Source organism: Pimelobacter sp. 30-1 (assembly GCF_018831735.1).
GTDB lineage: Bacteria > Actinomycetota > Actinomycetes > Propionibacteriales > Nocardioidaceae > Nocardioides.
This window is the reverse complement of sequence record NZ_NHTS01000016.1, coordinates 14,994-41,987: the sequence shown is the minus strand read 5'-3', so window position 1 is coordinate 41,987 and position 26,994 is coordinate 14,994. Positions and strand designations below refer to the sequence as shown.

Sequence of the window (26,994 nt, the reverse complement as noted above, 5' to 3'; positions counted from 1 at the left end):
TCACAGGTCGGCCAGCTTCGCGGCCAGTACCGCGCGCTCGGACTCGTTGCCGCACAGCGCGAGCGCGTGCTCCAGCTCGGTACGGGCCTCCTCGGTGCGCCCCATCCGGCGCAGCAGCTCGCCGCGCACGCTCGGCAGCAGGTGCGAGCCCGCGAAGGCGCCCTCGGCGGCGAGGGCGTCGACCAGGGGGAGTGCGGGGCCGGGGCCGGCCGCCATGGACACGGCGACCGCGCGGTTGAGCTCGACGACGGGGGAGGGCGCGATCCGGCCGAGGGCCTCGTAGAGCAGGACGATGCGGTCCCAGTCGGTCGCCGCGACGGAGACGGCACGGGCGTGGCAGGCGGCGATGGCGGCCTGGAGGCCGTAGGCGCCGAGCCCGCGGCCGACCCGCTCGGCGCGGTCGAGGGCGGCGAGACCCCGGCGGATCGCCGTACGGTCCCAGCGGCGGCGGTCCTGGTCCTCCAGCAGCACCGGGCGCCCGTCGGGCGCCGTCCGGGCCGGGAACCGGGCGGCGGTGAGCTCGAGGAGGGCCAGCAGGCCGTGGACCTCCGGCTCGTCCGGGCTGAGCCGGGCCAGGACCCGGGCCAGGCGCAGCGCCTCGCGAGCCAGGTCGACCCGGATCTGCGCGGTGCCGGAGGTCGCCGAGGAGCCCTCGGTGAAGATCACGTAGACCACGCTGAGCACCGCCCGGAGCCGCTCGCGCCGCTCCTCGGGCGGCGGTACGACGAACGGCACCCGCGCCGCGCCCAGCGTCTTCTTCGCCCGGGTGATCCGGGCTTGGACGGTCGCGGTCGGCACCAGGAAGGCGCGGGCGATCTCGTCGCTCGTCAGGCCGCCGATCGTGCGCAGGGTCAGCGCGACCTGCGCCTCGGGCGAGAGCATCGGGTGGCAGGAGATGAACGCCAGCGCCAGCAGGTCGTCGTCGATCTGGTCGGGATCGGCCAGCAGGTCGAGGTCGCCGTCGTCGCCCGCCTCGGTCGCGCTCGCCAGGTCGCGCGCCAGGACGGCGTACCGGTCGTCGCGGGTGGCGCGCCGCCGGAAGCCGTCGACGGCGCGCCGCCGTCCCACGGTCAGCAGCCAGCCCGCCGGGCGCTCGGGGACGCCGTCGCGCGGCCACGCCACGAGCGCCTCGGCGAACGCCTCCTGGGCGAGGTCCTCGGCGAGCGGGAAGTCGCCGACGTACCGGGCCAGCGCACCGACGATCCGGGCGGACTCGATCCGCCAGACGGCCTCGACGGCGCGCCGGCCCTCGGCAGCGCTCACCGCTGGCCGGTGGCCTCGCGCCAGGCCCGCTCCTTGCGGATCCACTCGTTGTCCTGGGGGAACTCGTCGATCGAGGTGATCCGGCGGATCTCGGCCTTCATGCCGGGCCCGGACAGCGGCGCCCGGGCGGCCCACGCGGCGGCCTCCTCGAGCGAGGCGACGTCCACGATCCAGTAGCCGCCGAAGAGCTCCTTGGTCTCGCCGTAGGGACCGTCGGTGACGACCGGGGGCTGGCTGGAGTAGTCGACGACCACGCCCGTGGCCGGGTCGGGGTCGAGACCCTCGGCGGCGAGCAGGACGCCGGCCTGGATCATCTCGTCGTTGAACCGGCCCATCGCCTCCATGATCTCCTCGAACGGGACCTCGCTGGCCCCCCAGGCCGCCTGGGCCTCGTCGTTCGAGCGCATGATGAGCATGTACTTCATGGTGTCTCCTCGGTGTGCGGGGCCGCCCTCTGCGACCCTTTCACCCTTCGGTCGAACGGGGAACCGCCTGGATCGACACGAACCGCGAAGAACTTCGCGTGTGGGTCGCGTCACGCGTCATTGTGGGCAGGCCGCTACGATCGCCCGGACATGAGTGACGCAGACGAGGCCCGGGTGGGCGACCGCGAGGCGAGCGACGACCGGTCGCGTCGTCCCGACTGGTTCCACCGGGGACATCCGGTGTTCTTCCCGCTCGCGGGGTTCTTCACCGGCATGGTGTCGATCATCGTGGTCCCGGGGCTCTACGCCGCGATCATCAAGTGGATCGCCGGGTACAAGCGGGTCGAGGAGCTCTTCCCGTTCGTCCTCCTGCTGCTGGTCGTCCCGATCGGTCTGCTGGTGCCCCACCACACCCGCCGCTTCGGCCGCTACATGCTGCTCGGCATGCTCTCCACGCTCGTCGTCGTGGCGGGCGTCGGCGCCGCCGTCGGCTGGTACCTGTACCAGAAGGACACCTGAGCCGCCGCACGATTGGGCCAGCGCCTCGGGCGGTGGGAGAATCGGTGACGATGTCCGAGCCGAAGCCGCTTCCTCTCGTCCTCGCGGAACCGCGGGGGCGCAAGAAGCCACCCCGGCACCTGGCCGACCTGACCCCGGCCGAGCGCAAGGACCTCCTGGTCGAGATGGGTCTGCCGGGCTTCCGGGCCAAGCAGGTCGCGACCCACTACTTCTCGCGCCTGGCCGACGACCCCGAGCAGATGACCGACCTGCCGGCGGCTCAGCGGGCCGAGCTGGTCGACGTACTGCTGCCGGAGCTGATGACGCCGCTGCGCAAGCTCGAGGCGGACAAGGGCACCACCCGCAAGACGCTGTGGAAGCTCTTCGACGGCGCCCTCGTCGAGTCGGTCCTCATGCGCTACCCGGGCCGGACCACGATGTGCGTGTCGAGCCAGGCCGGCTGTGGCATGGCCTGCCCGTTCTGCGCCACCGGCCAGGGCGGCCTGCAGCGCAACATGTCCACCGCCGAGATCGTCGAGCAGGTGCTCGCCGGCGCCCGCGCGCTCGACCGCGACGAGATCCCCGGTGGCACCGGGCGGGTCAACAACGTCGTGTTCATGGGCATGGGCGAGCCGCTGGCCAACTACAAGGCCGTGATCGGCGCCGTACGCCGCCTCACCGAGCCGGCCCCCGACGGCTACGGCATGTCCGCGCGCGGCATCACCGTGTCCACCGTCGGCCTCGTGCCGAGGATCAAGCAGCTCGCCGACGAGGGCATCCCGGTCACGCTCGCGCTGTCGCTGCACGCGCCGGACGACGAGCTGCGCAACGAGCTCGTCCCGATCAACACGCGCTTCTCCGTCGCCGAGACGCTCGACGCCGCCTTCGAGTACTTCTCCAAGACCGGGCGCCGCGTCTCGATCGAGTACGCCATGATGCGCGGCATCAACGACCACGCCTGGCGTGCCGACCTGCTCGCCGACCTGCTCAACGAGCGCGCGCACGGCTGGGTCCACGTCAACCTGATCCCGCTCAACCCGACCCCGGGGTCGAAGTGGACGGCGTCCGACCCGGCCGACGAGCGGGAGTTCGTCCGGCGGCTCGAGGCCAAGGGTGTGGCGACGACGGTGCGCGACACGCGGGGTCAGGAGATCGACGGGGCGTGCGGGCAGCTCGCTGCCAAGGAGTAGCGCTGCGGCCTAGGTGTCGTACTCGACGCCGTCCCAGGGCTCGAAGTACGCGATGAAGTCGCCGGGCTCGATGTTGATCATGTAGACGTCCTCGTCCTGGATGCTGACCTCCCAGCCGAACGTGACGCCGTCGACCTCGGTGGTGAACGGCTCCACCTCGATCGGCTCCAGGGTGTAGTCGCCGAGTGCGGCCAGGTGCTCACGGGTGGCACGGTCGACGCCGGCGCGATCGTCGACCCGGTCGACGAGCACCTCGTCGAACGAGCCGTCGGCGTTCCAGAGGAAGAGGCCGACGTACGACTGCTCGGCGTCGAACAGTCCCGGGCTGAGGAAGAACCGGCGGCCGTCGGCCGCCGTGCCGGCGTAGGGGACGTGGTAGTCGTCGGGGCGGATCGTGAACCGGGTGGGAGCGGCACCCTCCGGTGCCGACGAGCAGGCCGACGCGGCGATGATCAGCGACACCAGCGCCAGCGTGCGGGTGAGGCCCAGTCTCAGCATCGGGCCAGCGTAGGGGCTGGACCCAGTCAGGTCAGCGGGCTCGGCACCAGCAGCTCGACGTTCCGGTCGTCCAGCGTCCCCAGCCCACCGCGGTTCTCGTGCCAGTCGTTGGCAGCCAGCTCGCGGGCCAGGCCCGCGAGCGCGGGAGCGTCGGTGGTGCCGGCGCCCGTGGAGGCGGGGCCGGCGTGGTCGACCATGGTGGTGAAGAGCGAGAGAGTGCCGTCGGCGTTGTCGGCGACCTCGATGATGCGGGCCTGCTGGGGCCAGTCGATGTGCGAGGCGGTGGTGATCTCCCACAGGCCTCCGCCGCCGGTGCGGGGGCGCGGGGTGATCTTGTTGCGGTGGGTGTGGCCGTTGATCCAGGCGATGACCTGGGGGGTGGCGAGGAGGGCGTCGAGGACGGCGCCGCCGGTGATGCGCTGCTCGAGCTGGCCGCCGGTGCCGATGAGGGGGTTGCCCATGGTGTCGGAGGTGTGGTGGCTGAAGACCAGGACGGCCTTGCCGGCCGACTGGGCGAGCAGGTTCTTGAGCCAGGTGAACTGGGTCTTGTCGAGGGAGCCGTCGGAGTAGCCGTTGGGGTTGACCGTGTCGAGGACGATGAACCGGAACGAGCCCTGGTCGAAGGTGTAGTACGCCGTGCCCTGCTGGCGGTTGGTGGCGGTGAAGCCGTGCCCGAAGGGCGCGCCGCCGAGGGCGAAGTGCTGCTCGACGATCTGGCGGCGGGTGAGCAGCCGGCGGTTGAGGTCGGGGGCGACGGCACGGACGACGGTGTTGAGGGCGCCGCCGAGCAGGTTGGTGAGGAGCGCGGCGGGGTCGGTGGTGAGGTCGTCGAGGAGCTGTGCGGGGTTGAGGCCGAGCGGCGGGGAGACGATCTTGACGGCGCCGAGGGCGATCAGGTTGAGCTGGAGGGTGTTGGCGGGGAAGTTGCCCTGGGCGAGGCCGTCGTGGTTGCCGAAGACGGAGTACCAGGGGATGTCGAGGCCCTCGGCGGTGAAGGGGCGGCGGGCCGCGTCCAGGAGCCCCGGTACGACGGGGAACCCGTACTCCGCGCGCGGCCGGTCGACGGGCTTGCCGGCGGGCGCGCCGTGCGGGTGCCAGTAGGCCGTGTCGTAGGTCAGCGGGGTGCTGTCGGCGACGCCCTCCCAGCGGGTCAGGTTGCCGGAGTCGACGCGGACCTGGCCGCCGTTGAGGACGTTGATGTTCCAGCGCACCTCGTTGAACTGCGAGTTGTCGGAGTTGTCGCCGGTCTGGATGGCGAGCGCGAACGGCTTGCCGGTCACCGGGCCGGTGGCGATCTGGTTGATGGCCCGCACCATCGAGTCCGCGACGTGACCGGTGAGCATCTCCTGCGGCCGGTACGCCGACGAGAACAGCCCGAGCGCGGGCAGCGGGCTCGGGTCGTCGAGGCGGTCGGTCCACTCCAGGCGCAGGGGCGACTGGGCGTCGACGATGTGGACGTCGCTGAGCTGGACGAACGAGATCAGTCCCTGGCGCCGGGCCGCGCGGCCGGCCTCGGCGGCGACGCCCAGGCCCTCGCGGACCCGGTGCGGCTCGCCCGCGGCGGCGATCACCGGGCGGTACCCACCGGTCCCGGCGGCGCCGGTGGCGTAGGTCTGGGCGAGGGTCGATCCGGTCGGTGCGAGCGCGGGGACGACGGGGGCCGCGGCCGGGGCGGGCGCGGCGGAGGCGACCGAGGAGCGCAGCACGCCGGGCAGGGTGGTCGCCGCGACGGCGAGGCCTCCGGCGGTGACGGCGTTGCGGATCAGGTTTCGGCGAGTGATCTCCACGAACGGGCCAACGAAGCGGGGGTGAGCCGGGTCACGTCGTACGCCGAACCGGCCCCGGGCGTTCACGAAGCGGATGCCCGCCACTCCCGCAACCGTGACGGCGCGTTGACGCGGCGTCCTTAGCGTCCGAGCCATGACCAAGCTCCGGGTTCTGGTGGTTGCCGAGTCGTTCCTCCCGCAGATCAACGGCGTCACGAACTCCGTGCGCCGGGTGCTGGAGCATCTCTCCGCGGAGGGTCACGAGGCCGAGCTCGTCGCCCCCACCGGCCCGGACACCTACGCCGGGTTCCGGGTACGCCGGGCGCGCGGGGCGAACCTGCCGTTCTACCCGGACTTCCGGCTCGGCCTGGAGACCCGGCGCCGGCTGCGCCAGGTGCTGGCCCAGTACCGCCCCGACGTGGTCCACATCGCCTCGCCGGCGACGCTGGGCTACCAGGCCTCGCGGGCGGCCGAGGAGCTCGGGATCCCGACGGTCGCGATCTACCAGACCGACCTGGTCGGCTTCGCCGAGCGCTACGACGTCCCCGGGGGCGCCCGGGCGGCTGCCGGCCTGACCCGGCGGATCCACCACCACGTCGACCGCACCCTGGCGCCCTCGACGGCGAGCATCGCCCAGCTGGAGGCGCTCGGCGTACCGGAGGTGCACCGGTGGGGACGCGGCGTCGACCTCGTCGCCTTCCACCCGCGGCACCGCGACGAGGGGCTGCGGCAGCGGCTCGCGCCGGACGGCCGGCTCCTCGTCGGGTACGTCGGCCGGCTGGCCGCCGAGAAGGAGCTGGACCTGCTCGCCCACCTCGCGCGCGACCCGCGCTACGCCCTCGTGGTCGTCGGCGGTGGCCCGGAGGAGCAGCGGCTGCGCGGCCTGCTGGGCGACCGGGCGCACTTCCTCGGCCTGCTGCATGGTGACGAGCTGAGCCGGGCGTACGCCTCGCTCGACGTGTTCGTGCACACCGGCCGCTACGAGACCTACTGCCAGTCGGCGCAGGAGGCGCTCGCCTCGGGCATCCCCGTCGTCGCGCCCGCCGCCGGCGGACCCCTCGACGTCGTCGCCGACGGTGCCTCGGGCCTGCTCTACCGCCCGGGTGACGGGTCAGCGCTGGCCGCGGCCGTCGACCGGCTCGCGCGCGACGAGGAGCTGCGCCGCGCGATGGCGCTCACCGCGCTGCGGGCGGTGCAGGAGCGCTCGTGGTTCGCGATCAACGAGCAGCTCGTCACGCACTACCGCGCGGTCATCGGGGCGCGCGCGGGCGCACGGGCTGCGTGACGATCGCGGCCGCCTCCTCGACGGTGTCGACGAGGTGGACGTGCGACTCCATGGGCCGCCCCTTGGCCAGCGCGCTGAGGAGCGGCCAGGCGGGCAGCTCCTCGGTCCAGTAGGAACGCCCGACGAGCACCATCGGCGCGATCGTCTGCTCGGTCGCGTAGTAGTTCTCGCAGGCGTCCTGGAAGATCTCCTGCACGGTGCCGCCCGCGCCGGGCAGGAACACGATGCCCGCGTCGCAGACCTGGAGCAGGATCGCCTCGCGCAGCGCGTTGCGGAAGTACTTCGCGATCGCGGTGGCGAACAGGTTCGGCGGCTCGTGGCCGTAGTGCCAGGTCGGTACGCCGAGCGAGGGCCGCGGATCGGGGCACAGCGCGAGCGCCTCCCGGGCCGTCGCGACCCACGCGTCGATCGAGGGCCGGAACGACGGCACGGCGGCCAGCCGGCCGAGCGCCTCGGTGAGCGCCTCCGGGGGAGCCGCGGCCATCCGGCCGCCGAGGTTGGCGGCCTCCATCGCGCCCGGCCCACCGCCGGTGGCGACGGCGTGCGCCGTACCGAGCGCCGCACCCAGCCGGGCCGCCTCGGCGTAGGCCGGCGTACCGCGGTCGGCGGCGTGGCCGCCCATCACGCCGACCAGGGAGCGCTCCCGGATCCACGCCGCGAGGGCGCGGTCGACCGCCTCGTCGTGCAGCGCCTGGGCGAGCGTGTCGGCCTGCCCGTCGCGGCTCTGGGCCCAGGCGTAGGCGCGGGCGTCGAGGCTGTCGGCATAGGGGACCGCGTCGTAGAGCTCGTCGCCGGCGTAGAGCTCGGTGCGCTGCGGGTCGACCGGGGGAGTCCCGATCGCGGGCAGCACCAGCGCGCCGCGGGCGACCAGGCGGTCGAGGTCGCCGGGGGCGAAGGCGCAGCCGACGAACGTCGTCCGGCTGACGTCGCAGTCGGACAGCGCGTCGGAGCGCTCGCTGAGGTCGACCCCGATCAGCCGCCAGCCCTGGAGCCGGCGGGCGCCGTCGGCGCGGCGGCGGTCGAACTCGGCCAGCGTGGTCACGGTGACGACCCGGCCGCGTCTGCTTCTCACGGGTGCACGGTAGCGATCCTGGCCACATGGCGGACATGTACAATCTTAATGAAGTTACTTGACAATAGGCTGTGGGTTTCCCCCCAGCGACGCACCCGAATCAGGAGCAGCGCACGATGACGCATCGTCCCGAGACCCTCGCCGTCCACGCCGGCCAGGAGCAGCCCGACCCCGCCACCAACGCGCGGGCGGTCCCGATCTACCAGACCACGTCGTACGTGTTCAACGACACCGAGCACGCGGCGAACCTCTTCGCCCTCTCGGAGCCGGGCAACATCTACACCCGGATCATGAACCCGACCCAGTCGGTCTTCGAGGACCGGATGACCCAGCTCGAGGGCGGCGTCGGTGCGCTGGCGACCGCGTCGGGCTCGGCCGCGATCACCTACTCGGTGCTCAACCTGACCTACGCCGGCGACAACATCGTCGCCGTCTCCACGCTGTACGGCGGCACGTACGCGCTGTTCGCCCACACGCTGCCGCAGTACGGCATCGAGGTCCGCTTCGTCGACCCCGACCGCCCGGAGGACCTGGCCGCCCTGGTCGACGACAAGACCAAGCTGGTCTTCGCCGAGACGATCGGCAACCCGAAGGTCAACGTCGTCGACGTGCGTGCCTGGGCCGACGCGGCCCACGCGCAGGGGCTGCCGCTCATCGTCGACAGCACGGCGACGACGCCGCTGCTGGCGCGGGTCTTCGAGCACGGTGCGGACGTCGCGGTGCACGCGGCGACCAAGTACATCGGCGGTCACGGTACGTCGATCGGCGGCATCATCGTCGACTCCGGCAACTTCGACTGGGCCGCGCACGCGGAGCGGTTCCCGGGGCTGACCCAGCCCGACAGCGCCTACCACGGTGTCGTGTGGACCGAGGCGGTCGGCAACCTGGCCTACATCATCCGGGCCCGTACGGTGCTGCTGCGCAACACCGGTGCCGCGATCGCGCCGCTCAACTCGTGGCTCTTCCTCCAGGGTCTCGAGACGCTGCACCTGCGCATGGAGCGCCACAGCGAGAACGCGCTCGCGATCGCGAAGTACCTGCAGGGCCACGACTCGGTGGCGTGGGTGTCCTACCCGGGCCTCGAGGACAGCCCCTACAAGGCGGCGGCCGACGGCTACTTCACCGGGCGCGGCTACGGCGGCCTGGTGTCGTTCGGCCTCAAGTCCGGCCGGGACGGCGGCAAGCGCTTCATCGAGGCGCTCGAGCTGTTCAGTCACCTGGTCAACATCGGCGACGCGAAGTCGCTGGCGGTGCACAACGCCACGACGACGCACTCCCAGCTCACGCCCGACGAGCTCGAGGCGGCCGGCGTGCCGGAAGAGCTGGTCCGGCTCTCGATCGGTATCGAGCACGTTGATGACCTGATCGCCGACCTCGACCAGGCGCTGACCGCCGCGAAGTGACCCTGACGACGTGACCGCCGCCGCCGGCGGCCTCGGCATCGTCGCGACCCAGCGGGCCGTTCTCACCGAGAGCGGCCCGCTGGTCCTCGCCTCCGGGGCGGAGCTGCCCCACGTCGAGGTCGCCTACGAGACCTACGGCGCGTTGAACCCCGCGCGGGACAACGCCGTCGTCGTCTGCCATGCCCTCACCGGCGACGCCCACGCCGCCGGCTGGCACGAGGGCGCCCGCCGTCCGGGCTGGTGGGACAACCTCATCGGGCCGGGCCGGGCGGTCGACACCGACCGCTTCTTCGTCGTCTCGGCGAACCTGCTCGGCGGCTGCTCCGGCACCACCGGGCCCTCCTCGCCCGACCCGGTGACCGGGCGTCCCTACGGGCCGGACTTCCCGCTGCTCGACATCGCCGACTTCGTCACGGCCCACCGCGGCCTGCTCGACCACCTCGGCATCGAGCGGCTGCACGCCGCGGTCGGCGGATCGCTCGGCGGCATGCAGGTCCTGGAGTGGGCGCTGCAGGAGCCGGACCGGATCGACCGGGCCGTCGTCGTCGCGGCGAGCGCGCGGCTCACGCCCGAGAACATCGCGTTCTCGTCGGTCGCCCGGGCGGCCATCCTGGAGGACCCCGACTTCCACGGCGGCCGGTACGCCGACCACGGCGTCGCGCCCCGCCACGGCATGAAGGTCGCCCGGATGATGGCCCACATCACCTACGTCTCCGAGATCTCGCTGGAGGAGAAGTTCGGCCACCGGCGCGACACGACCGGCCACGACAAGCGGCTCGCCGCGGACTTCGAGGTCGAGCACTACCTCCAGCACCAGGGCACCTCGTTCCTGGAGCGCTTCGACGCGCTGTCGTACCTCCACCTCACCCGGCCGATGGACTACTTCGACCCGTTCGGGGCCTATCCGGACGCCGTCCCGTCGACCCGCTTCCGGCTCGTCTCGTTCGACAGCGACTGGCGCTTCCCGACGGCGCACTCGCTGCGGATCCGCGACGAGCTGGCCGCGCGCGGGGTCGCCGTCGAGCACACCGAGCTGGCCTCGCCGTGGGGGCACGACTCGTTCCTGCTGCAGCCGCCCGGCTACCACGAGGCGATCAGCGCCTTCCTCGCCTGAGCGCGGCTACCATGGCGAGATGACCAGGCCGGTGCTCGAGCGGTTCTCGGTGGTCGACGCCGACGACCTCGACGAGTTCCGGGTCTCGGTGTCGCGGGCGCTGACGCCCCACCGCCTGGTCCCGCTGGAGCGCTCCGGCCGGGTCGAGCGGGTCTCGGTCGCCGTCGCCCCGCTGGGGGCGCTCTCCCTGGTCTACGGCGAGCACCGCGGTGCCGCGCTCGGCGCGACGCTGACCGAGCAGGTCGACTACTACGACATCAACCTGTCCTGGGGCGGGCGCAACCTGATCACCTGCGGGGACGACGAGGTGGTCGTCGACCCGCACACCGCCGGGATCATCTCGCCGCGGATGCAGGCGCAGATGCGGCTGAGCGACGACTACCGCCAGCTCCACGTGCGCTTCGAGCGCTACGCGCTGGAGCGCCACCTCGAAGGGCTCCTGGGCCGCACCGTGGTCGCGCCGATCCGGTTCCGGATGGCGATGGACCTGCGCGGCCCGGCGGCGGCCTCGTGGGCGCGCGCCGTACGGCTGCTGGTCGAGGACCTCGACGAGCCGCTCGGGCTCGGGGGAGTCGGCGGCGCCGTCGACGCCACCAACCCGTGGTCCGGCTTCTTGATGACCGGGCTGCTGCTGGCCCAGCCGCACAACTACAGCGACCAGCTCGCCGAGCGGCGCCACGGCGCCCACCGGCCGGCACCGGTCAAGGGGGCGATCGACCTGATCGAGGCCCGGCCCGACGAGGAGCTCACGGTCGAGCGGCTCGCCGCCGAGGCCGGCGTGAGCCCGCGCTCGCTCCAGCGCCACTTCCGCGACCACGTGGGCGTCGCGCCGCGCCAGTACCTCCAGCAGGTCCGGCTCGCGCGGGTCCACGCCGACCTGCGCGCGGCCGCTTCCGGCAGCGGGCTGACCGTCGCCGACGTCGCCCTGCGCTGGGGCTTCTCCCACGTCCCGCGGTTCGCCGGTGCCTATCGCGAGCGCTACGGCGAGAGCCCCTCGGCGACCCTGCGCGCCGCCCCCGAGTGACCGCTCGCACACTCCTGTCGCTCGCCGGATCACCCTGACGCGAAGCGGATCGTCGTGAGGCCGCGGCGAACCTAGCGTCGCCGTCATGAGCAACGAGTACGACGTCGCGATCGTCGGATACGGCCCCGCCGGACTGGTCCTCGCCTCGGCCCTGGGCCGCGCCGGCCACAAGGTCGTGGTCTTCGAGCGCTGGCCGGGCCTCTACGGCCTGCCGCGGCTGACCCACATCGACGGCGAGACCGCCCGCGTCATCGCCTCGGTCGGCGACCTGGACCACGCCCTGCGCGACGCCCTGCCGCTGGACTACTACCGCTACTTCAGCGCTGCGGGCGAGCTGCTGGTCGAGCTCGACTGGCGCGGGACGTCGGCGGGTCACCCGGCCCACATCTCGATGTACCAGCCCGACATCGAGGACGCCGTGGACGCGGCGGCCCGCGCCGCCGGAGTCGAGGTCCACCAGGGCTGGTCCGTGGTCAACCTCCGGCCCCACGCGGACGGCGTCGAGGTGACGGCCCGGCCGTGGAGCCAGTCGCGCACCGGACAGTGGTCGCACGCCGACGAGGAGCGCACGATCACCGCGTCGTACGTCGTGGGCGCGGACGGCGCCAACAGCTTCGTGCGCGCCACCCTGGGCATCGAGCGCAGCGACAACGGCGTCGACGACCGCTGGCTCAACGTCGACACCGAGCAGCTGCGCGAGCTGCCCGAGAGGTTCCGCCGGACCACGCAGTTCTGCGATCCCGCGCGCGGGCACATGTTCATGCCGATCGGGCGCAGCCGGCAGCGCTTCGAGGTGGCGGTGCTGCCGGGCGAGGACCAGGCGGCCTACGAGGACCCGGACTACGCGTGGCGCTGGCTGGCCGAGACCCACGGGCTCGGGCCGGAGGACGTGCGGATCCTGCGCCAGGTCGTCTACACCTTCCAGGGCCGGATCGCCGAGCGCTGGCGCGAGGGACGGGTGCTGCTCGCGGGCGACGCGGCGCACACGACGCCGCCGTACATGGGGCAGGGGGCGTGCTCGGGCATGCGCGACGGGATCACCCTGGGCTGGAAGCTCGACCTGGTGCTGCGCGGCCTCGCCGGGGACGCGCTGCTCGACACCTACGAGGCCGAGCGGCGGCCGCACGCGACCGCGATCACCGAGATCTCCACGGCGCTCGGCAAGGTCGCCAACACCCACGACCCGGCCGAGGCGGCCGCCCGCGACGAGGCGTTCCGGACCGGCAACGTCCCGCCCCCGCCGCCGTTCCCGACGCTGGTCGCCGGGGTCGTCCACCACGAGGCCGACGGCGCGGTGAGCCCGCTGGCCGGCACGCTCACGCCGCACGGCGTGGTCCGCGTGGGCGACGCCGAGGGGCTCCTCGACGACGTCGTCGGGCGCGGCTTCAGCCTGGTCTCGGCGAGCGCCGCGGACCTCGGCGCGGCCGACCTCGCGTTCCTCGACAAGCTCGGCGTGGTGACGGCGTCGCTCGACACGGTCGCGGATGTCGCCGGGACCTACGCGGACTGGTTCGCCGCCCACGGGGTCGAGGCGTTCGTCGGCCGCCCCGACCACCACCTGTTCTGGGCCGGCGCGCTCGCCGACCTGCCGGCCGCGCTCGCGCAGCTGCGCGAGCGGCTCGACTGGACCGTCGCGTGACGCCCCCGGCCGACGTGCTCTGGCGGTCGATGTCGCCGGAGCGGATGACCGACGGCGGCCTCGCCCCCGCCGACGTACGACGGCTGCGGGCCGCGACCGACGCGGGCACGCCGTGGGACGAGGCGCTCGTCGCCATCGCCGACGACCGCGCGGCCGCCGCCGAGCGGGCGCTCGCCGACGGACACCGCACCACCGCCCGGGCCGGGTTCCGGTGGTCGGCCGCGGCCCTGCTGTTCGCCCAGATGGCCTGGAACGACGACAGCCCCGAGCGGGCGGCGCTCTACGCCCGCTTCACCGCGACCGTGGGCCGCGCCGGTGCGCTCGCTGAGCCGGCCTGGGAGCACGTGACGCTGCCGTTCGACGCGGGTCGGCTGCACGGCTGGCTGCTGCGCCCGCCGGGTCGGGCGCGCGGGACCGTGATCGTGCTCGGCGGCCAGAGCGGCTGGGGCGCGACCTACCTGCGGGCGGCGGATGCCCTGCTGGAGCGCGGGATCGCGGCCTTCCTCGTCGAGGGTCCGGGGCAGGGGGAGACCCGGATGAGCGGGGGAGTCCTGCTCGACGTGGACGTCCGCGCGGCGTACTCGGCGTTCGTCGACCACGTCCTCGCCGACCCGTCGCTCGGCGGCAGCGTCGGCATCTGGGGCAACAGCATGGGCGGCCTCTTCGCCGGTACGACGGCCGCGAGCGACCCGCGGATCAGCGCGGTCTGCGTCAACGGCGCCCCCGCACGCCCGCGCCTGCTGGGCTTCCGGACGTTCGACGAGCAGGCCGGCGCGATGCTCGGCACCACCGACGCGGCGCGGGTGCAGGCCAACTTCGACCGGATCGCGCTGCAGCCCGAGGACCGGATCACCGGCGCGGTCCTCGTCGTGCACGGCGGCCAGGACCCGATCGTCAGCCGCGAGGAGCAGCAGCCCTTCCTGGACGCGGCTGTCGGCGTCGCCACCCTGCGCACGTGGGAGGACGGTGACCACACGATCTACAACCACGGCGAGGAGCGCACGGCGTACGTCGCCGACTGGTTCGGCGAGCACCTCGCACCCGCCCGCACGACCCTGCTCGACGAGGTGCGCGCGAGCTTCGCCCGGACGCCGGACCCGCGGCAGCGCGACGTCCTGGACGCCGTCACCCGCCACGTGCACGCGCTCGTGGCGGAGCTGCGCCCGACGCTGGCCGAGTGGGAGCAGGCGATCGGCTTCCTCACTGCGGTCGGGCAGACGTGCGACGACACCCGGCAGGAGTTCGTCCTGCTCTCCGACGTGCTGGGGGTCTCGATGCTCGTCGAGACGCTCAACGGCGGCGACCACGGCACCGAGAGCACGGTGCTCGGACCGTTCCACATGACCGCGTCCCCGCAGCGCGCGCTCGGCGACTCGATCAGCGAGCTCGGGCTCGACCGGCCGTGCGTGGTGACCGGCACGGTCGCCGGTCTCGACGGACAGCCGCTTGCCGGCGCCGCCGTCGACGTCTGGCAGTGCGACGAGGAGGGCTTCTACGACGTGCAGCGGCCAGACACGCAGCCGCCGGGCAACGGGCGCGGCATGTTCCGCACCGACGAGGGCGGGCGGTTCTGGTTCCGCACGGTCGTGCCGTCGCACTACCCGATCCCGACGGACGGGCCGGTCGGCGCGCTGCTGCGCGCCAGCGAACGCCACCCGTACCGGCCCGCGCACGTGCACTTCATCGCCGAGGCCGAGGGCTTCGAGCCGGTCACCACGCACGTGTTCGTCGCCGACAGCCCCTATCTCGACAGCGATGCCGTGTTCGCGGTGAAGCCGAGCCTGGTGCGCGACTTCGCGGTCGTCGCCGATCCCGCCGAGGCCGAGCGGTACGGCGTCACGGCGCCCTTCCGGCACGTGCACTTCGACATCCGGCTGGTGCCCGCATGAGCGGCGGGTTCGTCCACGAGGCGCTGCCGATGCGGGTGGTCCTCGGCGCCGGTGCCCTCGCGCGGATCGGCGAGGAGGTCGAGCATCTCGGCCTGCGCCGGGTGCTCGTGCTGAGCACACCCGAGCAGCGGGACCTGGCCGACCGGGTCGCCGGCCTGCTGGGGGCGCGGGCCGCCGGGGTCTTCGACGGCGCGCGGATGCACGTCCCGGTGCCGGTGGTCGACGCCGCGGCCGCGGTGGCCGGCGAGGTCGGCGCGGACGGCTGTGTGGCCGTCGGCGGCGGCTCGACGATCGGGCTGGGCAAGGCGCTCGCGCTGCGGCACGCGCTGCCGATCCTCGCCGTCCCGACGACGTACGCCGGCTCGGAGATGACCCCGATCTGGGGGCTGACCGAGGACGGCCGCAAGCGCACCGGCCGGGACCGCGCCGTGCTGCCGCGCTCGGTCCTCTACGACCCGGAGCTGACGGTGTCGCTGCCGCCGGCGATCTCCGGGACGAGCGGGCTCAACGCGCTGGCTCACGCGGTCGAGGCGCTTTACGCCCCGGACGGCTCGCCGCTGATCACGGCGATGGCCGAGCAGGGCGTGCGCGACCTGGCCGCGGCGCTGCCGCTCGTCGTCGCCGATCCCACCGACCTGGACGCCAGGACGCGCGCGCTGCAAGGGGCGTGGCTGTGCGGGGCGTGCCTCGGCGCCACCACGATGGGCCTGCACCACAAGCTCTGCCACGTGCTCGGCGGGATGCTCGACCTGCCGCACGCCGAGACCCACGCGATCGTGCTGCCGCACGTCGCGCGCTACAACCTCGCGATGGCGCCGGAGGCTGACGCCGCGCTCCGGCGGGCGCTCGGTGTCGCCGACGTGCCGGCCGCGCTGGCCGACCTGGGGGAGCGGCTCGGCGTACCCGGCGGGCTGGCCGCGCTCGGCGTCGAGCGGGCGGACCTGGCCCGGGTCGCGGACGAGGTGCTCGCGGCGCCGTACCGGAACCCGCGCGTGCCCACGCGGGCCGACGTGGAGACGTTGCTGGAGGCGGCCTGGCGCTCCCGGTGACCGGTACGCGCGGACGCCCCGTGGCGCCGGGCCTTCCTAGGTTCGGCGCCATGAGCACCGCCGACAGCGCCGCCGACATCGCCGCCGACATCGCCGCGATCACCCGCCTGAAGTACCGCTACCTGCGCTGCCTCGACACCAAGCAGTGGGACGACTTCGCGGCCTGCTTCGCGCCGGACGCGACGGCCGACTACAACGGCCTGGCCTTCGACTCGCCCGGCCCGCTGGTCGCCTACATGCGCGCGAACATGGGGGAGGGCGTGCTGACGATGCACCAGGCGCACCACCCCGAGATCGATCTCGACCCGGAGGACGCGGACCGGGCGAGCGGCACCTGGTACCTGCACGACAAGGTGATCGTCGACGCCTTCCGGTTCGCTCTGGAGGGTGGGGCGATCTACTCCGACACCTACGTGCGCACCGTGGACGGGTGGCGGATCCTGCGCACCGGCTACCGGCGCACGTTCGAGATGACCTGGAACCTCGACGAGCCGGCGCAGGTCAAGGTGCGCGGACCCGAGGTGCGCTCGCGGTTCTAGGCCGTGGGGTCGACCTGGCCGACCTGGCCGACCTGGCCGGCGCGCGCGAACAGCGCCCGGGACGCGGGGTCGCCGTCGAGCTGGCGGATCGTGCGGTGCGCGATCCGCCAGCCCTGCGGCGTGCGGACGAGGTCGAAGTGGTTGGCGCCGATCCGGGCCGGGAAGTTGCGGCCCTCGTGGCGCACCAGCAGCACCGACGGGCACACGGCGACCGCGCGGTCGCCGTCCACGGTGACGTGGGCGGGGCCGAGGAAGTGGCAGCAGCCGTTCTGGATCAGCCCCTGGTGCCGGTCGCCGCGCACCATCGCCTCGATCGCGGCCTGGTCGCCCATGTAGATCTCGTCGACGTCGTAGACGCCGTCCTCGGTCCACATCCCGGCGACCCGCTCGGCCTCGCCGGCGTCGACGAGGGGGCCGTAGGACGCGATGAGGAGGGTGATCTCCTGGACGTCCTCCAGGCGCTGCAGGCGTTCCTCGATGCTCATGCGTCCTCCGGTGCGGTGGGAGTGGTGGGGGTGGGGGTGAGCCCGGCCAGGGCGGCCAGGGCGGAGAGCTGGTCGGCGTAGTGGGTCGCCGAGGTGGCGGCCACGTGCACGTTGACGACGGTGGCGCCGGCCGCGACGGTGCGGTCGAGGGCGCGGCGGGTCCGGTCCGGCTCGCCGATCGGGTCGACCGGGCGGCCGGCGCCGAGGACGACCTCGAACCCGTCGGGCAGGTCGGTGCCGTCGAGCATCGCGCGCAGCCGGTCGTGGGGCAGCCCGAACGGGATCCAGCCGTCGCCGTGCTCGCGGGCGCGGCGCAGGCTGCGCGCGGTGTGGCCGCCGATCCAGAACGGCACCCGCGCCTGGACGGCGTGCGGCTCGACGACCACGTCCGCGAACGGGAACCGCGGCCCGTCGTACGTCGGGCGGGGGCCGCCGAGCGCGGCCCGCAGGGCGGGGAGCGCGTCGTCGGCGACGGCGCCCCGCTCGTCGTACGCGGCGCCGAGGAGGTCGAACTCCTCCTCGAGCGAGCCGACGCCGAGACCGAGCACGAGCCGCCCGCCGCTGAGCAGGTCGAGGGTGCCGTAGCGCTTCGCGAGCGCGAGCGGGTGGTGGTAGCCGAGCACGAGCACCTGGGTGGCGAGCCGGATCCGCGTCGTGTGCGCGGCGAGGTGGCTCAGCGTGGCGAGCGGGTCCCAGTAGGTGCCGCCGCGCTGCTCGGCGACCGGGACCGGGACGGCGACGTGCTCGGAGCAGGTGAGGTGGTCGAAGCCGAGCCGGTCGGCGGCGGTGGCGACGGCGACCAGGTCGGCGACCGTCGCGGTGCGCTCCCAGGGGGAGCAGGCGCCGGGCAGGGCGGTCACGACCGGGCTGGTGATGCCGATGCGCATGGGCCTCATCCAAGCGGCCGGACGCCGCGGGTGCGGCCGGGCGTCCCGATCACTGGAAGTAGAACGAATTTCAGAAATGGTCTTCCGGAGGGTTCGTCCCCGGTGTTACCGTCGTCACTAGAATTCATTTCAGTTCTGGATCTCCGGGAGGACCCATGTCGGCGCTGGTCATGGAGCAGGTGGATGTCATCAGCACGGCCGCGGCACGCGAGCTGCCGCCGTCGATGGTCGAGCGGATGACGCTCATCCTCGACCGGTTCACCACCCGCCAGACCTGGCTGAGCCTGGAGGAGATCGCCCGCTCGACCGGGCTCCCGCGCTCCACGGCGCACCGGATCCTCGACCAGCTCGTCCGCCTCGACTGGCTGGAGCACGGCACCAGCGGCTACGGCCTCGGCCGCCGCTCGCTCGTGCTCGGCGGCGGCTCGGCGGGTGAGGCGGACCTGCGCGCGGCGGCGTCGCCGTACCTGCACGACCTGCTGCTGCGCACCGGTGCGGTGATCCACCTGGCGGTGCTCGACGGCGACCGGGTGCGCTACCTCGACAAGCTGGGCGGGCCGTTCGCGGCGACCGTCCCCTCGCGCGTCGGCGGCTCCGCGCCCGCGCACTGCACCGGGCTCGGCAAGGCGATGCTCGCCTGGCTGGAGCCCGAGCGCGTCGACGAGCTCGTCGGCGACCACCTGCCCACCCGGACCGCGGCCACGATCGGCGAGCTCGACGTGCTGCACGGCGAGCTGGTCCGGATCCGTGCCCGCAGCGGGCTCGCGTTCGAGCGCGGGGAGTGCTTCCCCGACATCGCCTGCCTGGCCTCCGCGGTGCGCGGGCCGCAGGGGCCGATCGGCGCGCTGTCCGTCGTCGCCGCGGTCGGTACGGCGCTCGAGCGGGTCGCGCCGCTGGTCCTGGACGCCGCGCGGCGGATCTCCGAGGACCTCTACCCCGACCTCGACCTGCGCAGCCAGCGGCTGCACGTCACCGAGGACTGAGGAGGCGGCGCAGGACCTTCTCGGTCCCCGCCACGAGCCGCGCGCGGTCGTCGGTCGAGCGCATCGCCACGACGTCCTCGTTGCCGCTGACGACGTGCACCGGCCCGTGGGGGAGCGCGGCGAGGCCCTCGCGGGCGACGTCGGCCGGCTCCGAGACGTGCAGGCCGGGCAGGTCGAAGTCGAGCCCGGCCCGCTCCATCGCGGGTGTGCGGGTGACGCCGAGGACGAGCTCGAGGACGTCGACGCCGTGCTCGCGCAGCTCGGCCCACAGGCCCTCGGCGAAGATCCGGCTGAACGCCTTGACGCCACCGTAGACGCCCTCGGTCGACGTACCGACGTAGCCGGCGAGTGAGCCGACGAGCAGGATCCCGCCGCGGCCCCGCTCCCGCATCGGCAGGGCGTAGTGGTGGGTCAGCGCCAGCAGCGCGGTGATGTTGAGGTCGATCACGCCCTGGAAGCCCGCCAAGGTGCCCTGCGTGAACGCGCGGCCGTGCGTGTTGGCGCCCGCGTTGTAGATCAGCAGGCCCACCTCGACGTCGGCCGTGGCGGCGGTGACCGCCGCTATGGAGGCGGGATCGGTGAGGTCGGCGGCGACGGTGCGCACCTCGACGCCGAGGTCACGCACCGATGCGGCGGTCTCCTCGAGCGGACCGGGCTTGCGGGCGACGAGCACCAGGTTGAGGCCGGCGCCGGCCAGCGCCCGGGCGAACTCGGCGCCCACGCCCTCGGAGCCGCCGGCGACGACGGCCCACGGTCCGTAGCGGTCGGGATCAGTCATGAGCGGCCTCCGGGTTGGTCTTGAGGGGTTCGTCGGACTGCACGTCGAGGGTGCCCGCGACGGCGGCCGCACGCAGCGAGGCGCGCAGGGCCGCGCAGCCCGGGAAGGCGTTGCGGTTGGGGCGGTCGGAGACGGCAGCGCCCTGCGTCGTACGGCGCTCGGGGCAGCGGGCGAGCGCGGCCGTGTTCCACTGCACGGTGGTCTGGTCCCAGCTGCTCTTGCGGGCGAGGACCTCGGCGCCGCACGTCCCGCACCCGACCGGCTGCATCGGCGCGGACTCCAGTCGGACGTCCGGCCGGGGGCCGGTCATGAGCGCCGTGCGGCGAGGTTCTGCTCGACCTCCGCACGCCAGGCCTCGTTGGGCCGCGTCGTGTCGATCTCGAACTCGAACCGGTCGGTCATCTCCGCGGTGACCTCGGCGGCGTCGACGTAGAACTGCTGGTACCACCGCCGCAGCTGGTAGACCGGCCCGTCCTCCTCGCACAGCAGCGGGTTGTCGATCCGCGCCTTGTTCTTCCAGATCGCGACGTCCTGCTCGAAGCCGTAGCGGATGAACTTGCCGGTCTTCTCCGCCATCAGGTCGGCCTCCTCGTCGGAGATGCCGTCCTTCTTCTCCACGATGATCCCGTACTGCAGCACGAACGAGCTCTCGTCGATCGGGTAGTGGCAGTTGATCAGGATCGTGTCCACGTCGAGGTCCTCGTAGTGGTAGGTCACCTCGTCGATCATGAAGCTCGGCCCGTGGTACGCCGCCACGCTCGTCGTGCCGAGGACCGTCGGGTTGCTCTTCGAGGGCCGGGCGGGCCGGACGTCCTCGCGGCCGTCGCCGTTCATGTACTGGTAGGCGCTCGTGCCCTCGAAGACGTTCTTGAAGTACGTCGGGAACGAGTAGTGGATGTAGAAGAAGTGCGCCATGTCCACGACGTTGTCGACGATCTCGCGGCAGTTGGCGCCCTCGATGACCGTCTCGTACCAGAGCCACTCGGTCCACCGGTCGTCGTCGACCTGGGGGATGCGGGGGATGGTCACGTCGGCGGGCGGCGGGTTGCCCTCGGGGTCGTTCCAGACGAAGACCATGCCGTCCTGCACGAGCGTCGGCCAGGCCGCCGTACGGGCGCGGAGGGGGACGCGCCGGGCATAGGGGATCTGCTTGCAGCGGCCGTCGCCGCCCCAGCGCCAGTCGTGGAAGGGGCACGCGATCTCGTTGCCCTTGACGGTGCCCTGGGACAGGTCGCCGCCCATGTGGCGGCAGTAGGCGTCGAGGACGTTGAGCTCGCCGTCCTCGCCGGCGAAGACGACGAGCTTCTGGCCGAAGGCGTTGACCTGGTGCGGCTGCCCGTCGGCGAGGTCGCGGGCCAGGCCGAGGCAGTGCCACCCGCGGGCGAACCGGCGCGGGCCGGCATCCACCTCGATCTGCCGGACGTGGTCGTTGAGCGTCATGGGGGGAGTCTGCGGCGGCGGGCGCGCGGCACGCCGTCCACGGTCCCACTCAGCGGTAGCCTGCGAGGACCGCGAGTGCGGTGCGGGCCGAGGATGGCGGTCCATCGAGACACCAGGAGTGACGCGTGCCGCGAATCGCCGAGGCCCGGCAGCCCGCCGAGCCCACCTCCGCGGAGCAGAAGGACCGCTACCGCCGGATCCTCCGCGCCGCCAGCAAGCTCGGCGCCGAGCACGGGCTCGAGCGGATGCAGATGAACGACGTGGCCAAGGAGGCCGGCGTCGCGATCGCCACGCTCTACCGCTACTTCCCGTCCAAGACCGACCTCTTCGTCGGGGTGCTGCACAGCCAGATCCAGCGCCTCAGCAGCGCCGGCGCGGACGTCATCGCCGTCGGTACGCCGGGCGAGCGCGCGGACGCCGTCGCCGACGTCCTGATCGGCGCCGGCCGCGGCCTGCTCGCCCGCCCCCAGCTCGCCACCGCCATGCTCCAGGCCAACAACGCCGCGCAGCTCCAGGGCGGCCGCGAGTACACCGAGGCCAATGCGGCGTTCCATCGCGTCCTGCTGCGCGCGCTCGGCGTCGCCGAGCCCGAGGACGAGGACTTCCGGATGGTCCGGATCACCGAGCAGACCTGGTACGGCGTCCTGGTCTCGGTCCTCAACGGCGTCATCACCGCCGAGCAGGCCGAGGCCGACATCCGCCTCGCCACCCGGCTCCTGCTCGGCCCCCGGTACGACGGCCCGGCGGCCGTGGCATGACCGGCAGCGTGACCAGCCGCGTGACCGGCCGGGTGATCGCCGTGACCGGCGTCGCCTCCGGCATCGGCGCGACCACCGCCGCCCTGCTGCGCTCGCGCGGCGACCGCGTCCTCGGCGTCGACCTGCGCGACGCCGAGGTCTGCGCCGATCTCTCCACCGCCGACGGCCGGGCGTCCGCCGTGTCCGGCCTCGCCTCCGCCCTCGGAGACGCCCCGCTCGACGGCCTCATCACCTGCGCCGGCCTCAGCCGCGCCGGCGCTCCCCAGGTGAGCGTCAACTACTTCGGCACCGTCGACCTCGTGCTCGGCCTGCGCCCCCTGCTCGCCGCCGCGCCCGCCCCACGGGTCGCCCTGGTCAGCTCCATCTCCTCGACCCAGCCCCACGACCCCGCACTCGTCGAGGCCTGCCTGACCGGCACCGAGGCCGCCGCCCTCGCTCTCGCCGAGAAGGCCGTCGCCGACGGCCGCCCGCACGAGATCTACGCCTCGACCAAGGCCGCGCTCAACCGCTGGCTGCGCCGGATCGCGGTCACCGACGACTTCGCCGGGGCGGGGATCGCGGTCAACGCGATCGCGCCGGGCGTCGTACTGACGCCGATGACGGCCGAGCTCGTCTCGAACCCGCAGTGGAAGGCGGTCATGGACGCCGCCGTACCGATGCCTCTGAACGGCTACGCCCCGCCCGAGGCGATCGCGAACGCCCTGCTGTGGCTGGTCGCGCCGGAGAACTCGCACATGGCGGGGCAGGTGGTCTTTGTTGACGGCGGGGCCGAGGCGCTCACCTCCACCGGTGGTTGAGGTGTGACGAGCGCTAGCGAGGAGCCTCGAAACCACCTGCCTTGCGCTGCACAGCGGCACGCCGCGAGAGACCCGGAAGAGCCTCGTAGTCGTTGTGGATGAGTGCCTCGCGCTTCTTCCGGCTCCACCCCTGGATCCTCTTCTCGTAGGAGAAGGCATCCTCGATTCGTTCGAACCAGACGCTCCAGACGAGCTCGACGGGCCTCCGACGCCGGGTGTATGCGGCACCGAGGTCGCTGTGGTTGTGCTGCCAGACACGGCCGTCGAGGTCCCAGGTGCTTCCGACGTAGTACGACTGATCGCTGCAACGCAGCATGTAGGTCCAGGGCATGGAGTATCGCTGCCGCTGCAGCAGTCCGGGCAAACCATCGGATCGGCGTCCTGTGGATCGCCGCGGCGGCTCGCGAACCTCCGGAGGTTTGAGGCTCGGCCGTGGCCGGCCTCGCACCTCAACCACCGGAGTCAGAAGTGCGCCTGCCCGCCGTCCAGCGGCACCGTCGCGCCCGTGAGGTAGGCCAGGTCCGGCCCGACGAGCGCGACGACCGCGCGCCCGATGTCCGCCTCGGGGTCGCCGATACGCTTCATCGGGATGGCGGCGACGAACTCGGCGGCCTCCTCGGGGTGGGTCTCGGTCCACCACTTCAGACCGGGGGAGAGGGCGTGCGGGGCGACGCTGTTGACCCGGATGCCGTCGGGGGCCCACTCGACCGCGGCGGTGCGGGTCAGTGAGCGCAGGGCGGTCTTGGCGGCGGCGTAGGCGCCGTAGGTGGTGGGGTCCCAGCGGACCATCGCGGAGGTGACGAGGTTGACGATCGAGCCGCCGCCGGCGGCGACGAGGTGGGGGTGCGCGGCCTTCATGAAGGCGAAGGCGGCGAAGGGGCCGGTGACGAAGCCCTTGGTGAAGTTCTTCTGGCTCATGTCGAGCAGCGGCATCATCACGCCGTCGTAGGCGTTGTTGACGAGGATGTCGAGGCGCCCGAAGTCGCCGGCGATCCGGTCGACCAGCGGCGCGATGGCGTCGGTGTCGAGCAGGTCGAGGGCGTACGCCTCGGCCCGGACGCCGCGGGACCGCAGCAGGGCGCAGGTCTCCTCGAGCTTGGCCACGGTCCGGCCGACCACGGCGACCGACACGCCCTCGGTGGCGAGGGCGAGCGCGATGCCCTGCCCGACCCCCTGACCGGCTCCGGTGACGATGGCGACATTCCCCTGCAGTGCGTTCATGGCGCCACCCTCAGGGGTACGACGCGCGCCCGGCGCGCCCGCATCCCGGTCACCGGGAGCCTTCGCAGCCGACGGCCCGAGCCCCGCCGAATACTCCCCGCCATGACATCGACGACCGAGGGGACGACCGTGACCGAGCTGCGCGTGGAGACGGTCCTGGGCGCCCCTGTGCAGGTGTTCCCGGACCGCTTCCGCGCGCTGCACGAGGTGCTCGCCGCGTCGCTGGAGCACGGCGACCGGCCCTACGTCGTGACGCTCGACGGGCGGCTGACCTTTGCCGAGCACGCCCGCCGGGTGTCCTCGCTGGCGCACGCGCTGCGGCACGACCACGGCGTCCGCAAGGGAGACCGGGTCGCGATCGCGGCCGCCAACTCGCAGGCCTGGATCGAGACCTTCTGGGCGACCGTGTCGATCGGCGCGATCGCCGTCGGCTGCAACGCCTGGTGGTCGCCGCGCGAGCTGCGGCACGCGCTCGAGCTGACCCGGCCCGTGCTGGTGCTCGCCGACGAGCGGCGGCGCGCGCTCCTCGACACCGACGCCGACGCCGACATCCCCGTCCTGGACGTCGACAACGCCCTCGCCACGGCGTACCCGGACGCGGCACTGCCGAGCGCCGACGTCGCCGAGGACGACCCGGCCGTCATCCTCTTCACCTCCGGTACGTCGGGCCGCCCCAAGGGCGCCGTCCACACCCACCGCAACCTCTGCTCGGTGATCGGCTTCCACCGCAGCATGGACGCCATGGCCGCCCGGTACGGCGACCCGGTGGCCCCTCAGGACAAGGTCTACCTGCTGGCGATGCCCCTCTTCCACGTCGGCAGCCTGCACAACCTGGCCGTGCCGCGCCTCGCCAACGGGAGCACCGTCGCGCTGCACCTCGGCGCCTTCGACCCGGCCCGGGTGCTGCAGCTCGTGCAGGACGCGCACGTCACCCACTGGGGTGCGGTGCCGACGATGGCCAACCGGCTGCTGGAGTTCGACGGGGTCGGCGACTACGACACCTCGTCGCTCTACGCCTTCTCGCTCGCCTCGGCGCCGTCGAGCACCGCGTTCAAGGAGCGGCTGCGCGCGCACCTGCCGTTCGCCGGCGCGCTGGTCGACAGCTACGGACTCACCGAGTCGTGCACGGCCGTCGCGCTGGCGACGCCGCTCGACCTCGCCGAGGCGCCGGGCACGCTCGGCACGCCGATCGTCGGGGTCGAGATGGAGGTCCGCGATGCGCTGGGCAACGTGCTCCCGCCCGGCGAGGAGGGGGAGATCTGCGTGCGCAGCGCCTACAACATGCTCGGCTACTGGGAGAACCCCGAGGCCACTGCCGCCGCGATCGACGACGAGCGCTGGCTGCACACCGGCGACCTCGGGATCTTCGACGACAAGGGCCGGATCCGGCTCGTCGCGCGGCGGACCGACCTGATCATCCGCGGCGGCGAGAACGTCTATCCCGCCGAGGTCGAGGCGGTGCTCACCGATCACCCCGAGGTCCGCGAGTGCGTCGTGCTCGGCGTCCCGCACGACGACCTCGGGCAGGAGGTCGCGGCGGTCGTCGTACCGGCTGACCCGCAGGCCGATCCCGCGGTGCTGCGGGCGAGGCTGGAGGCTCACGCCCGGCAGGAGCTCGCGCACTACAAGGTCCCGGCCCACTGGCGGATCGGCGTAGACCCGTTGCCGCGCAACGCCACCGGCAAGGTCGTCCGTACGGCGGTCGCCCGGTGAGCGCCCCCGACGTCTTCAGCCCCGGCCGGCTCGGCCCGGTCACCCTGCGCAACCGCACGATCAAGGCGGCGACGTACGAGGGGCTCAGCCACCGCGGCCGGGTCACCCAGGACCTCATCGACTTCCACGTCGCCTACGCCCGGGGCGGGGTCGGCATGACGACGGTCGCCTACCTCGCCGTCGACAAGGACGGCCGCACCGACCGGCACCAGGTGCTCTGGACCGACGAGGCCATGCCCGGCCTGCGCGCCCTCACCGACGCCGTCCACGCCGAGGGTGCGGCGGTCAGCGCGCAGATCGGGCACGGGGGACCGGTCGCCGAGTCCCGCGGCAACCGCGCGCCCGCGCTGGCGCCGTCCGCACGGGTCAACGTGATCGCGATGAACAAGGCCCAGCAGGCGACCGTCGCCGACCTGGAGCGGATCGTCGCCGCCCACGGCCGCGCCGCGGTCCGTGCCGTCGAGGCCGGGTTCGACGCCGTCGAGGTGCACCTGGGCCACAACTACCTGGCCAGCGCCTTCCTCAGCCCCAAGCTCAACCACCGTGACGACGGCTACGGCGGCGGTCTGCGCAACCGCGCCCGCCTGGCGCGCGAGATCATGCAGGCGGTGCGCGACGCCGTCGGGGACCGGATCGCGATCGTCGCCAAGATGAACATGGACGACGGCGCCCCCGGCGGCTTCTGGCTCGACGAGGCGATCCCGGTCGCCCAGTGGCTGGAGGCCGACGGCACGCTCGACGGGCTGGAGATGACGGCCGGCAGCTCGCTGCTCAACCCGATGTACCTGTTCAAGGGCGACGTCCCCCTCGACGAGTTCGCCGGGGTCATGCCGCAGCCGGTCAAGGCCGGCGTCAAGCTCATCGGCCACCGGCTGCTCAAGAGCTATCCCTACACCGACGGCTTCCTGCTGGAGGACGCCAAGCAGGTCCGCGCGGCGGTGGACCTGCCGATGATCCTGCTCGGGGGAGTGACCAGCCGCGCGGTCATGGACACCGCCATGGCCGAGGGATTCGGCTTCGTCGCGATGGCGCGCGCCCTGCTGCGCGAGCCCGACCTCGTCCACCGGATGCAGGCCGACGCGACCCGTACGTCGCTCTGCATCCACTGCAACAAGTGCATGCCCACCAACTACACCGGGACCCGCTGCGTGCTGGTCGATCGCCGGACCACCCGCAGCGCGAGCTGGGGCAAGCCGGAGGGCTACGCGGGCACGCCCGCCGAGCCTTCCGGTGAGTGGGACGCGTCACACCGCGCCGGCTGAGACGGGTGCGAGGTTC

The 26,994-nt window shown here is 73.2% G+C and carries 27 protein-coding genes; 15 read left to right on the top strand and 12 right to left on the bottom strand.

Annotation, left to right across the window (positions count from 1 at the left end):
* Together CCO04_RS26520 and CCO04_RS26515 are read right to left on the bottom strand one after the other, a co-directional pair.
* Nucleotides 1-1,263 carry an RNA polymerase sigma factor gene (locus tag CCO04_RS26520; protein ID WP_215817196.1) on the bottom strand — a complete coding sequence of 421 codons (1,263 nt, stop codon included), beginning with the start codon at nucleotides 1,261-1,263 and terminating at the stop codon, nucleotides 1-3.
* Nucleotides 1,260-1,688, bottom strand: a complete 429-nt coding sequence (locus CCO04_RS26515) for a YciI family protein (protein ID WP_215817195.1) — start codon at nucleotides 1,686-1,688, stop codon at nucleotides 1,260-1,262. Before CCO04_RS26515 ends, CCO04_RS26520 begins: the two co-directional genes overlap by 4 nt.
* Nucleotides 1,689-1,838: 150 nt before the next feature.
* Here CCO04_RS26515 and CCO04_RS26510 point away from each other — a divergent pair, with 150 nt between their 5' ends.
* Together CCO04_RS26510 and rlmN are read left to right on the top strand one after the other, a co-directional pair.
* Nucleotides 1,839-2,207 (top strand): hypothetical protein, encoded by a 369-nt coding sequence (locus CCO04_RS26510; protein WP_215817194.1) that lies wholly within the window; start codon nucleotides 1,839-1,841, stop codon nucleotides 2,205-2,207.
* A gap of 50 nt (nucleotides 2,208-2,257) precedes the next feature.
* The gene (rlmN, locus tag CCO04_RS26505) at nucleotides 2,258-3,376 is read left to right on the top strand and encodes a 23S rRNA (adenine(2503)-C(2))-methyltransferase RlmN (RefSeq protein WP_215817193.1); all 1,119 of its coding nucleotides are present in this window, start codon (nucleotides 2,258-2,260) and stop codon (nucleotides 3,374-3,376) included.
* A gap of 9 nt (nucleotides 3,377-3,385) precedes the next feature.
* Here the strand turns inward: rlmN and CCO04_RS26500 are convergent, their stop codons facing one another.
* A complete protein-coding gene (locus tag CCO04_RS26500) occupies nucleotides 3,386-3,874 on the bottom strand; it encodes a hypothetical protein (RefSeq protein WP_215817192.1) in 489 nt (162 codons plus the stop codon).
* Between the two features lie 26 nt (nucleotides 3,875-3,900).
* Complete coding sequence (locus CCO04_RS26495; protein ID WP_215817191.1) at nucleotides 3,901-5,745, bottom strand: TIGR03767 family metallophosphoesterase; 1,845 nt, start codon at nucleotides 5,743-5,745, stop codon at nucleotides 3,901-3,903.
* 49 nt (nucleotides 5,746-5,794) lie between these two features.
* Between CCO04_RS26495 and CCO04_RS26490 the strand changes: the two genes are divergently transcribed.
* Nucleotides 5,795-6,925 (top strand): glycosyltransferase family 1 protein, encoded by a 1,131-nt coding sequence (locus tag CCO04_RS26490; protein ID WP_215817190.1) that lies wholly within the window; start codon nucleotides 5,795-5,797, stop codon nucleotides 6,923-6,925.
* On the opposite strand, the gene CCO04_RS26485 is transcribed toward CCO04_RS26490, so the two are convergent.
* Nucleotides 6,891-7,997, bottom strand: coding sequence for an LOG family protein (locus tag CCO04_RS26485; RefSeq protein ID WP_215817189.1), 1,107 nt, complete (start codon nucleotides 7,995-7,997; stop codon nucleotides 6,891-6,893). The two genes, CCO04_RS26490 and CCO04_RS26485, sit on opposite strands and share 35 nt — an antisense overlap.
* Before the next feature lie 116 nt (nucleotides 7,998-8,113).
* On the opposite strand from CCO04_RS26485, the gene CCO04_RS26480 reads away from it, so the two are divergent.
* From CCO04_RS26480 to CCO04_RS26450, 7 genes are all read left to right on the top strand, one after another.
* On the top strand, nucleotides 8,114-9,400 hold the full coding sequence (locus CCO04_RS26480; RefSeq protein WP_215817188.1) for an O-acetylhomoserine aminocarboxypropyltransferase/cysteine synthase family protein: 1,287 nt from the start codon (nucleotides 8,114-8,116) through the stop codon (nucleotides 9,398-9,400).
* 10 nt (nucleotides 9,401-9,410) lie between these two features.
* Nucleotides 9,411-10,514, top strand: coding sequence for a homoserine O-acetyltransferase (locus tag CCO04_RS26475; protein ID WP_308281557.1), 1,104 nt, complete (start codon nucleotides 9,411-9,413; stop codon nucleotides 10,512-10,514).
* A gap of 19 nt (nucleotides 10,515-10,533) precedes the next feature.
* Nucleotides 10,534-11,538, top strand: coding sequence for an AraC family transcriptional regulator (locus CCO04_RS26470; protein ID WP_215817187.1), 1,005 nt, complete (start codon nucleotides 10,534-10,536; stop codon nucleotides 11,536-11,538).
* A gap of 85 nt (nucleotides 11,539-11,623) precedes the next feature.
* Nucleotides 11,624-13,177, top strand: coding sequence for a bifunctional 3-(3-hydroxy-phenyl)propionate/3-hydroxycinnamic acid hydroxylase (locus CCO04_RS26465; RefSeq protein ID WP_215817186.1), 1,554 nt, complete (start codon nucleotides 11,624-11,626; stop codon nucleotides 13,175-13,177).
* A complete protein-coding gene (locus CCO04_RS26460; protein ID WP_215817185.1) occupies nucleotides 13,174-15,066 on the top strand; it encodes a dioxygenase in 1,893 nt (630 codons plus the stop codon). Before CCO04_RS26465 ends, CCO04_RS26460 begins: the two co-directional genes overlap by 4 nt.
* A complete protein-coding gene (locus tag CCO04_RS26455; RefSeq protein WP_215817184.1) occupies nucleotides 15,063-16,115 on the top strand; it encodes a maleylacetate reductase in 1,053 nt (350 codons plus the stop codon). The genes CCO04_RS26460 and CCO04_RS26455 overlap by 4 nt, the downstream gene beginning before the upstream one ends.
* Nucleotides 16,116-16,165: 50 nt before the next feature.
* Complete coding sequence (locus CCO04_RS26450; RefSeq protein WP_215817183.1) at nucleotides 16,166-16,654, top strand: nuclear transport factor 2 family protein; 489 nt, start codon at nucleotides 16,166-16,168, stop codon at nucleotides 16,652-16,654.
* Here the strand turns inward: CCO04_RS26450 and CCO04_RS26445 are convergent.
* Both CCO04_RS26445 and CCO04_RS26440 read right to left on the bottom strand, forming a co-directional pair.
* Nucleotides 16,651-17,139, bottom strand: coding sequence for a nuclear transport factor 2 family protein (locus tag CCO04_RS26445; RefSeq protein ID WP_215817182.1), 489 nt, complete (start codon nucleotides 17,137-17,139; stop codon nucleotides 16,651-16,653). The two genes, CCO04_RS26450 and CCO04_RS26445, sit on opposite strands and share 4 nt — an antisense overlap.
* Nucleotides 17,136-18,026, bottom strand: a complete 891-nt coding sequence (locus tag CCO04_RS26440; RefSeq protein WP_215817181.1) for an LLM class F420-dependent oxidoreductase — start codon at nucleotides 18,024-18,026, stop codon at nucleotides 17,136-17,138. Before CCO04_RS26440 ends, CCO04_RS26445 begins: the two co-directional genes overlap by 4 nt.
* 155 nt (nucleotides 18,027-18,181) lie before the next feature.
* On the opposite strand from CCO04_RS26440, the gene CCO04_RS26435 reads away from it, so the two are divergent.
* The gene (locus CCO04_RS26435) at nucleotides 18,182-19,009 is read left to right on the top strand and encodes an IclR family transcriptional regulator (protein ID WP_215817180.1); all 828 of its coding nucleotides are present in this window, start codon (nucleotides 18,182-18,184) and stop codon (nucleotides 19,007-19,009) included.
* Here CCO04_RS26435 and CCO04_RS26430 read toward each other — a convergent pair.
* Genes CCO04_RS26430 through CCO04_RS26420 form a run of 3 tightly spaced genes read right to left on the bottom strand, consistent with a single transcriptional unit; the run spans nucleotide 18,996 to nucleotide 21,227 of the window.
* The gene (locus CCO04_RS26430) at nucleotides 18,996-19,787 is read right to left on the bottom strand and encodes an SDR family oxidoreductase (protein WP_215817179.1); all 792 of its coding nucleotides are present in this window, start codon (nucleotides 19,785-19,787) and stop codon (nucleotides 18,996-18,998) included. The genes CCO04_RS26435 and CCO04_RS26430 overlap by 14 nt on opposite strands.
* A complete protein-coding gene (locus tag CCO04_RS26425; RefSeq protein WP_215817178.1) occupies nucleotides 19,780-20,097 on the bottom strand; it encodes a hypothetical protein in 318 nt (105 codons plus the stop codon). Before CCO04_RS26425 ends, CCO04_RS26430 begins: the two co-directional genes overlap by 8 nt.
* Nucleotides 20,094-21,227: a Rieske 2Fe-2S domain-containing protein gene (locus CCO04_RS26420; protein WP_252373955.1), complete on the bottom strand. Its 1,134-nt coding sequence runs from the start codon at nucleotides 21,225-21,227 to the stop codon at nucleotides 20,094-20,096. The genes CCO04_RS26425 and CCO04_RS26420 overlap by 4 nt, the downstream gene beginning before the upstream one ends.
* Nucleotides 21,228-21,352: 125 nt before the next feature.
* Between CCO04_RS26420 and CCO04_RS26415 the strand changes: the two genes are divergently transcribed.
* The gene (locus CCO04_RS26415; RefSeq protein ID WP_215817176.1) at nucleotides 21,353-21,985 is read left to right on the top strand and encodes a TetR family transcriptional regulator; all 633 of its coding nucleotides are present in this window, start codon (nucleotides 21,353-21,355) and stop codon (nucleotides 21,983-21,985) included.
* Nucleotides 21,986-21,993: 8 nt separating this feature from the next.
* On the top strand, nucleotides 21,994-22,782 hold the full coding sequence (locus CCO04_RS26410) for an SDR family oxidoreductase (RefSeq protein ID WP_215817175.1): 789 nt from the start codon (nucleotides 21,994-21,996) through the stop codon (nucleotides 22,780-22,782).
* Nucleotides 22,783-22,795: 13 nt separating this feature from the next.
* Here the strand turns inward: CCO04_RS26410 and CCO04_RS26405 are convergent, their stop codons facing one another.
* The gene (locus CCO04_RS26405; protein ID WP_215817174.1) at nucleotides 22,796-23,113 is read right to left on the bottom strand and encodes a GIY-YIG nuclease family protein; all 318 of its coding nucleotides are present in this window, start codon (nucleotides 23,111-23,113) and stop codon (nucleotides 22,796-22,798) included.
* A gap of 131 nt (nucleotides 23,114-23,244) precedes the next feature.
* A complete protein-coding gene (locus tag CCO04_RS26400) occupies nucleotides 23,245-24,003 on the bottom strand; it encodes an SDR family NAD(P)-dependent oxidoreductase (RefSeq protein ID WP_215817173.1) in 759 nt (252 codons plus the stop codon).
* A gap of 102 nt (nucleotides 24,004-24,105) precedes the next feature.
* Here CCO04_RS26400 and CCO04_RS26395 point away from each other — a divergent pair, with 102 nt between their 5' ends.
* Both CCO04_RS26395 and CCO04_RS26390 read left to right on the top strand, forming a co-directional pair.
* On the top strand, nucleotides 24,106-25,716 hold the full coding sequence (locus CCO04_RS26395; protein WP_215817172.1) for a class I adenylate-forming enzyme family protein: 1,611 nt from the start codon (nucleotides 24,106-24,108) through the stop codon (nucleotides 25,714-25,716).
* A complete protein-coding gene (locus CCO04_RS26390) occupies nucleotides 25,713-26,978 on the top strand; it encodes an NADH:flavin oxidoreductase (protein ID WP_215817171.1) in 1,266 nt (421 codons plus the stop codon). The genes CCO04_RS26395 and CCO04_RS26390 overlap by 4 nt, the downstream gene beginning before the upstream one ends.
* Nucleotides 26,979-26,994 lie beyond the last annotated feature (16 nt).

Coding starts and splice junctions, on each gene's coding strand:
- CCO04_RS26515 (WP_215817195.1), bottom strand. CDS start 1,688: ATGAAGTACATGCTCATCATGCGCTCGAACGACGAGGCCCAGGCGGCC.
- CCO04_RS26510 (WP_215817194.1), top strand. CDS start 1,839: ATGAGTGACGCAGACGAGGCCCGGGTGGGCGACCGCGAGGCGAGCGAC.
- rlmN (WP_215817193.1), top strand. CDS start 2,258: ATGTCCGAGCCGAAGCCGCTTCCTCTCGTCCTCGCGGAACCGCGGGGG.
- CCO04_RS26500 (WP_215817192.1), bottom strand. CDS start 3,874: ATGCTGAGACTGGGCCTCACCCGCACGCTGGCGCTGGTGTCGCTGATC.
- CCO04_RS26490 (WP_215817190.1), top strand. CDS start 5,795: ATGACCAAGCTCCGGGTTCTGGTGGTTGCCGAGTCGTTCCTCCCGCAG.
- CCO04_RS26480 (WP_215817188.1), top strand. CDS start 8,114: ATGACGCATCGTCCCGAGACCCTCGCCGTCCACGCCGGCCAGGAGCAG.
- CCO04_RS26470 (WP_215817187.1), top strand. CDS start 10,534: ATGACCAGGCCGGTGCTCGAGCGGTTCTCGGTGGTCGACGCCGACGAC.
- CCO04_RS26465 (WP_215817186.1), top strand. CDS start 11,624: ATGAGCAACGAGTACGACGTCGCGATCGTCGGATACGGCCCCGCCGGA.
- CCO04_RS26455 (WP_215817184.1), top strand. CDS start 15,063: ATGAGCGGCGGGTTCGTCCACGAGGCGCTGCCGATGCGGGTGGTCCTC.
- CCO04_RS26450 (WP_215817183.1), top strand. CDS start 16,166: ATGAGCACCGCCGACAGCGCCGCCGACATCGCCGCCGACATCGCCGCG.
- CCO04_RS26445 (WP_215817182.1), bottom strand. CDS start 17,139: ATGAGCATCGAGGAACGCCTGCAGCGCCTGGAGGACGTCCAGGAGATC.
- CCO04_RS26440 (WP_215817181.1), bottom strand. CDS start 18,026: ATGCGCATCGGCATCACCAGCCCGGTCGTGACCGCCCTGCCCGGCGCC.
- CCO04_RS26435 (WP_215817180.1), top strand. CDS start 18,182: ATGTCGGCGCTGGTCATGGAGCAGGTGGATGTCATCAGCACGGCCGCG.
- CCO04_RS26430 (WP_215817179.1), bottom strand. CDS start 19,787: ATGACTGATCCCGACCGCTACGGACCGTGGGCCGTCGTCGCCGGCGGC.
- CCO04_RS26425 (WP_215817178.1), bottom strand. CDS start 20,097: ATGACCGGCCCCCGGCCGGACGTCCGACTGGAGTCCGCGCCGATGCAG.
- CCO04_RS26420 (WP_252373955.1), bottom strand. CDS start 21,227: ATGACGCTCAACGACCACGTCCGGCAGATCGAGGTGGATGCCGGCCCG.
- CCO04_RS26405 (WP_215817174.1), bottom strand. CDS start 23,113: ATGCCCTGGACCTACATGCTGCGTTGCAGCGATCAGTCGTACTACGTC.
- CCO04_RS26400 (WP_215817173.1), bottom strand. CDS start 24,003: ATGAACGCACTGCAGGGGAATGTCGCCATCGTCACCGGAGCCGGTCAG.
- CCO04_RS26395 (WP_215817172.1), top strand. CDS start 24,106: ATGACATCGACGACCGAGGGGACGACCGTGACCGAGCTGCGCGTGGAG.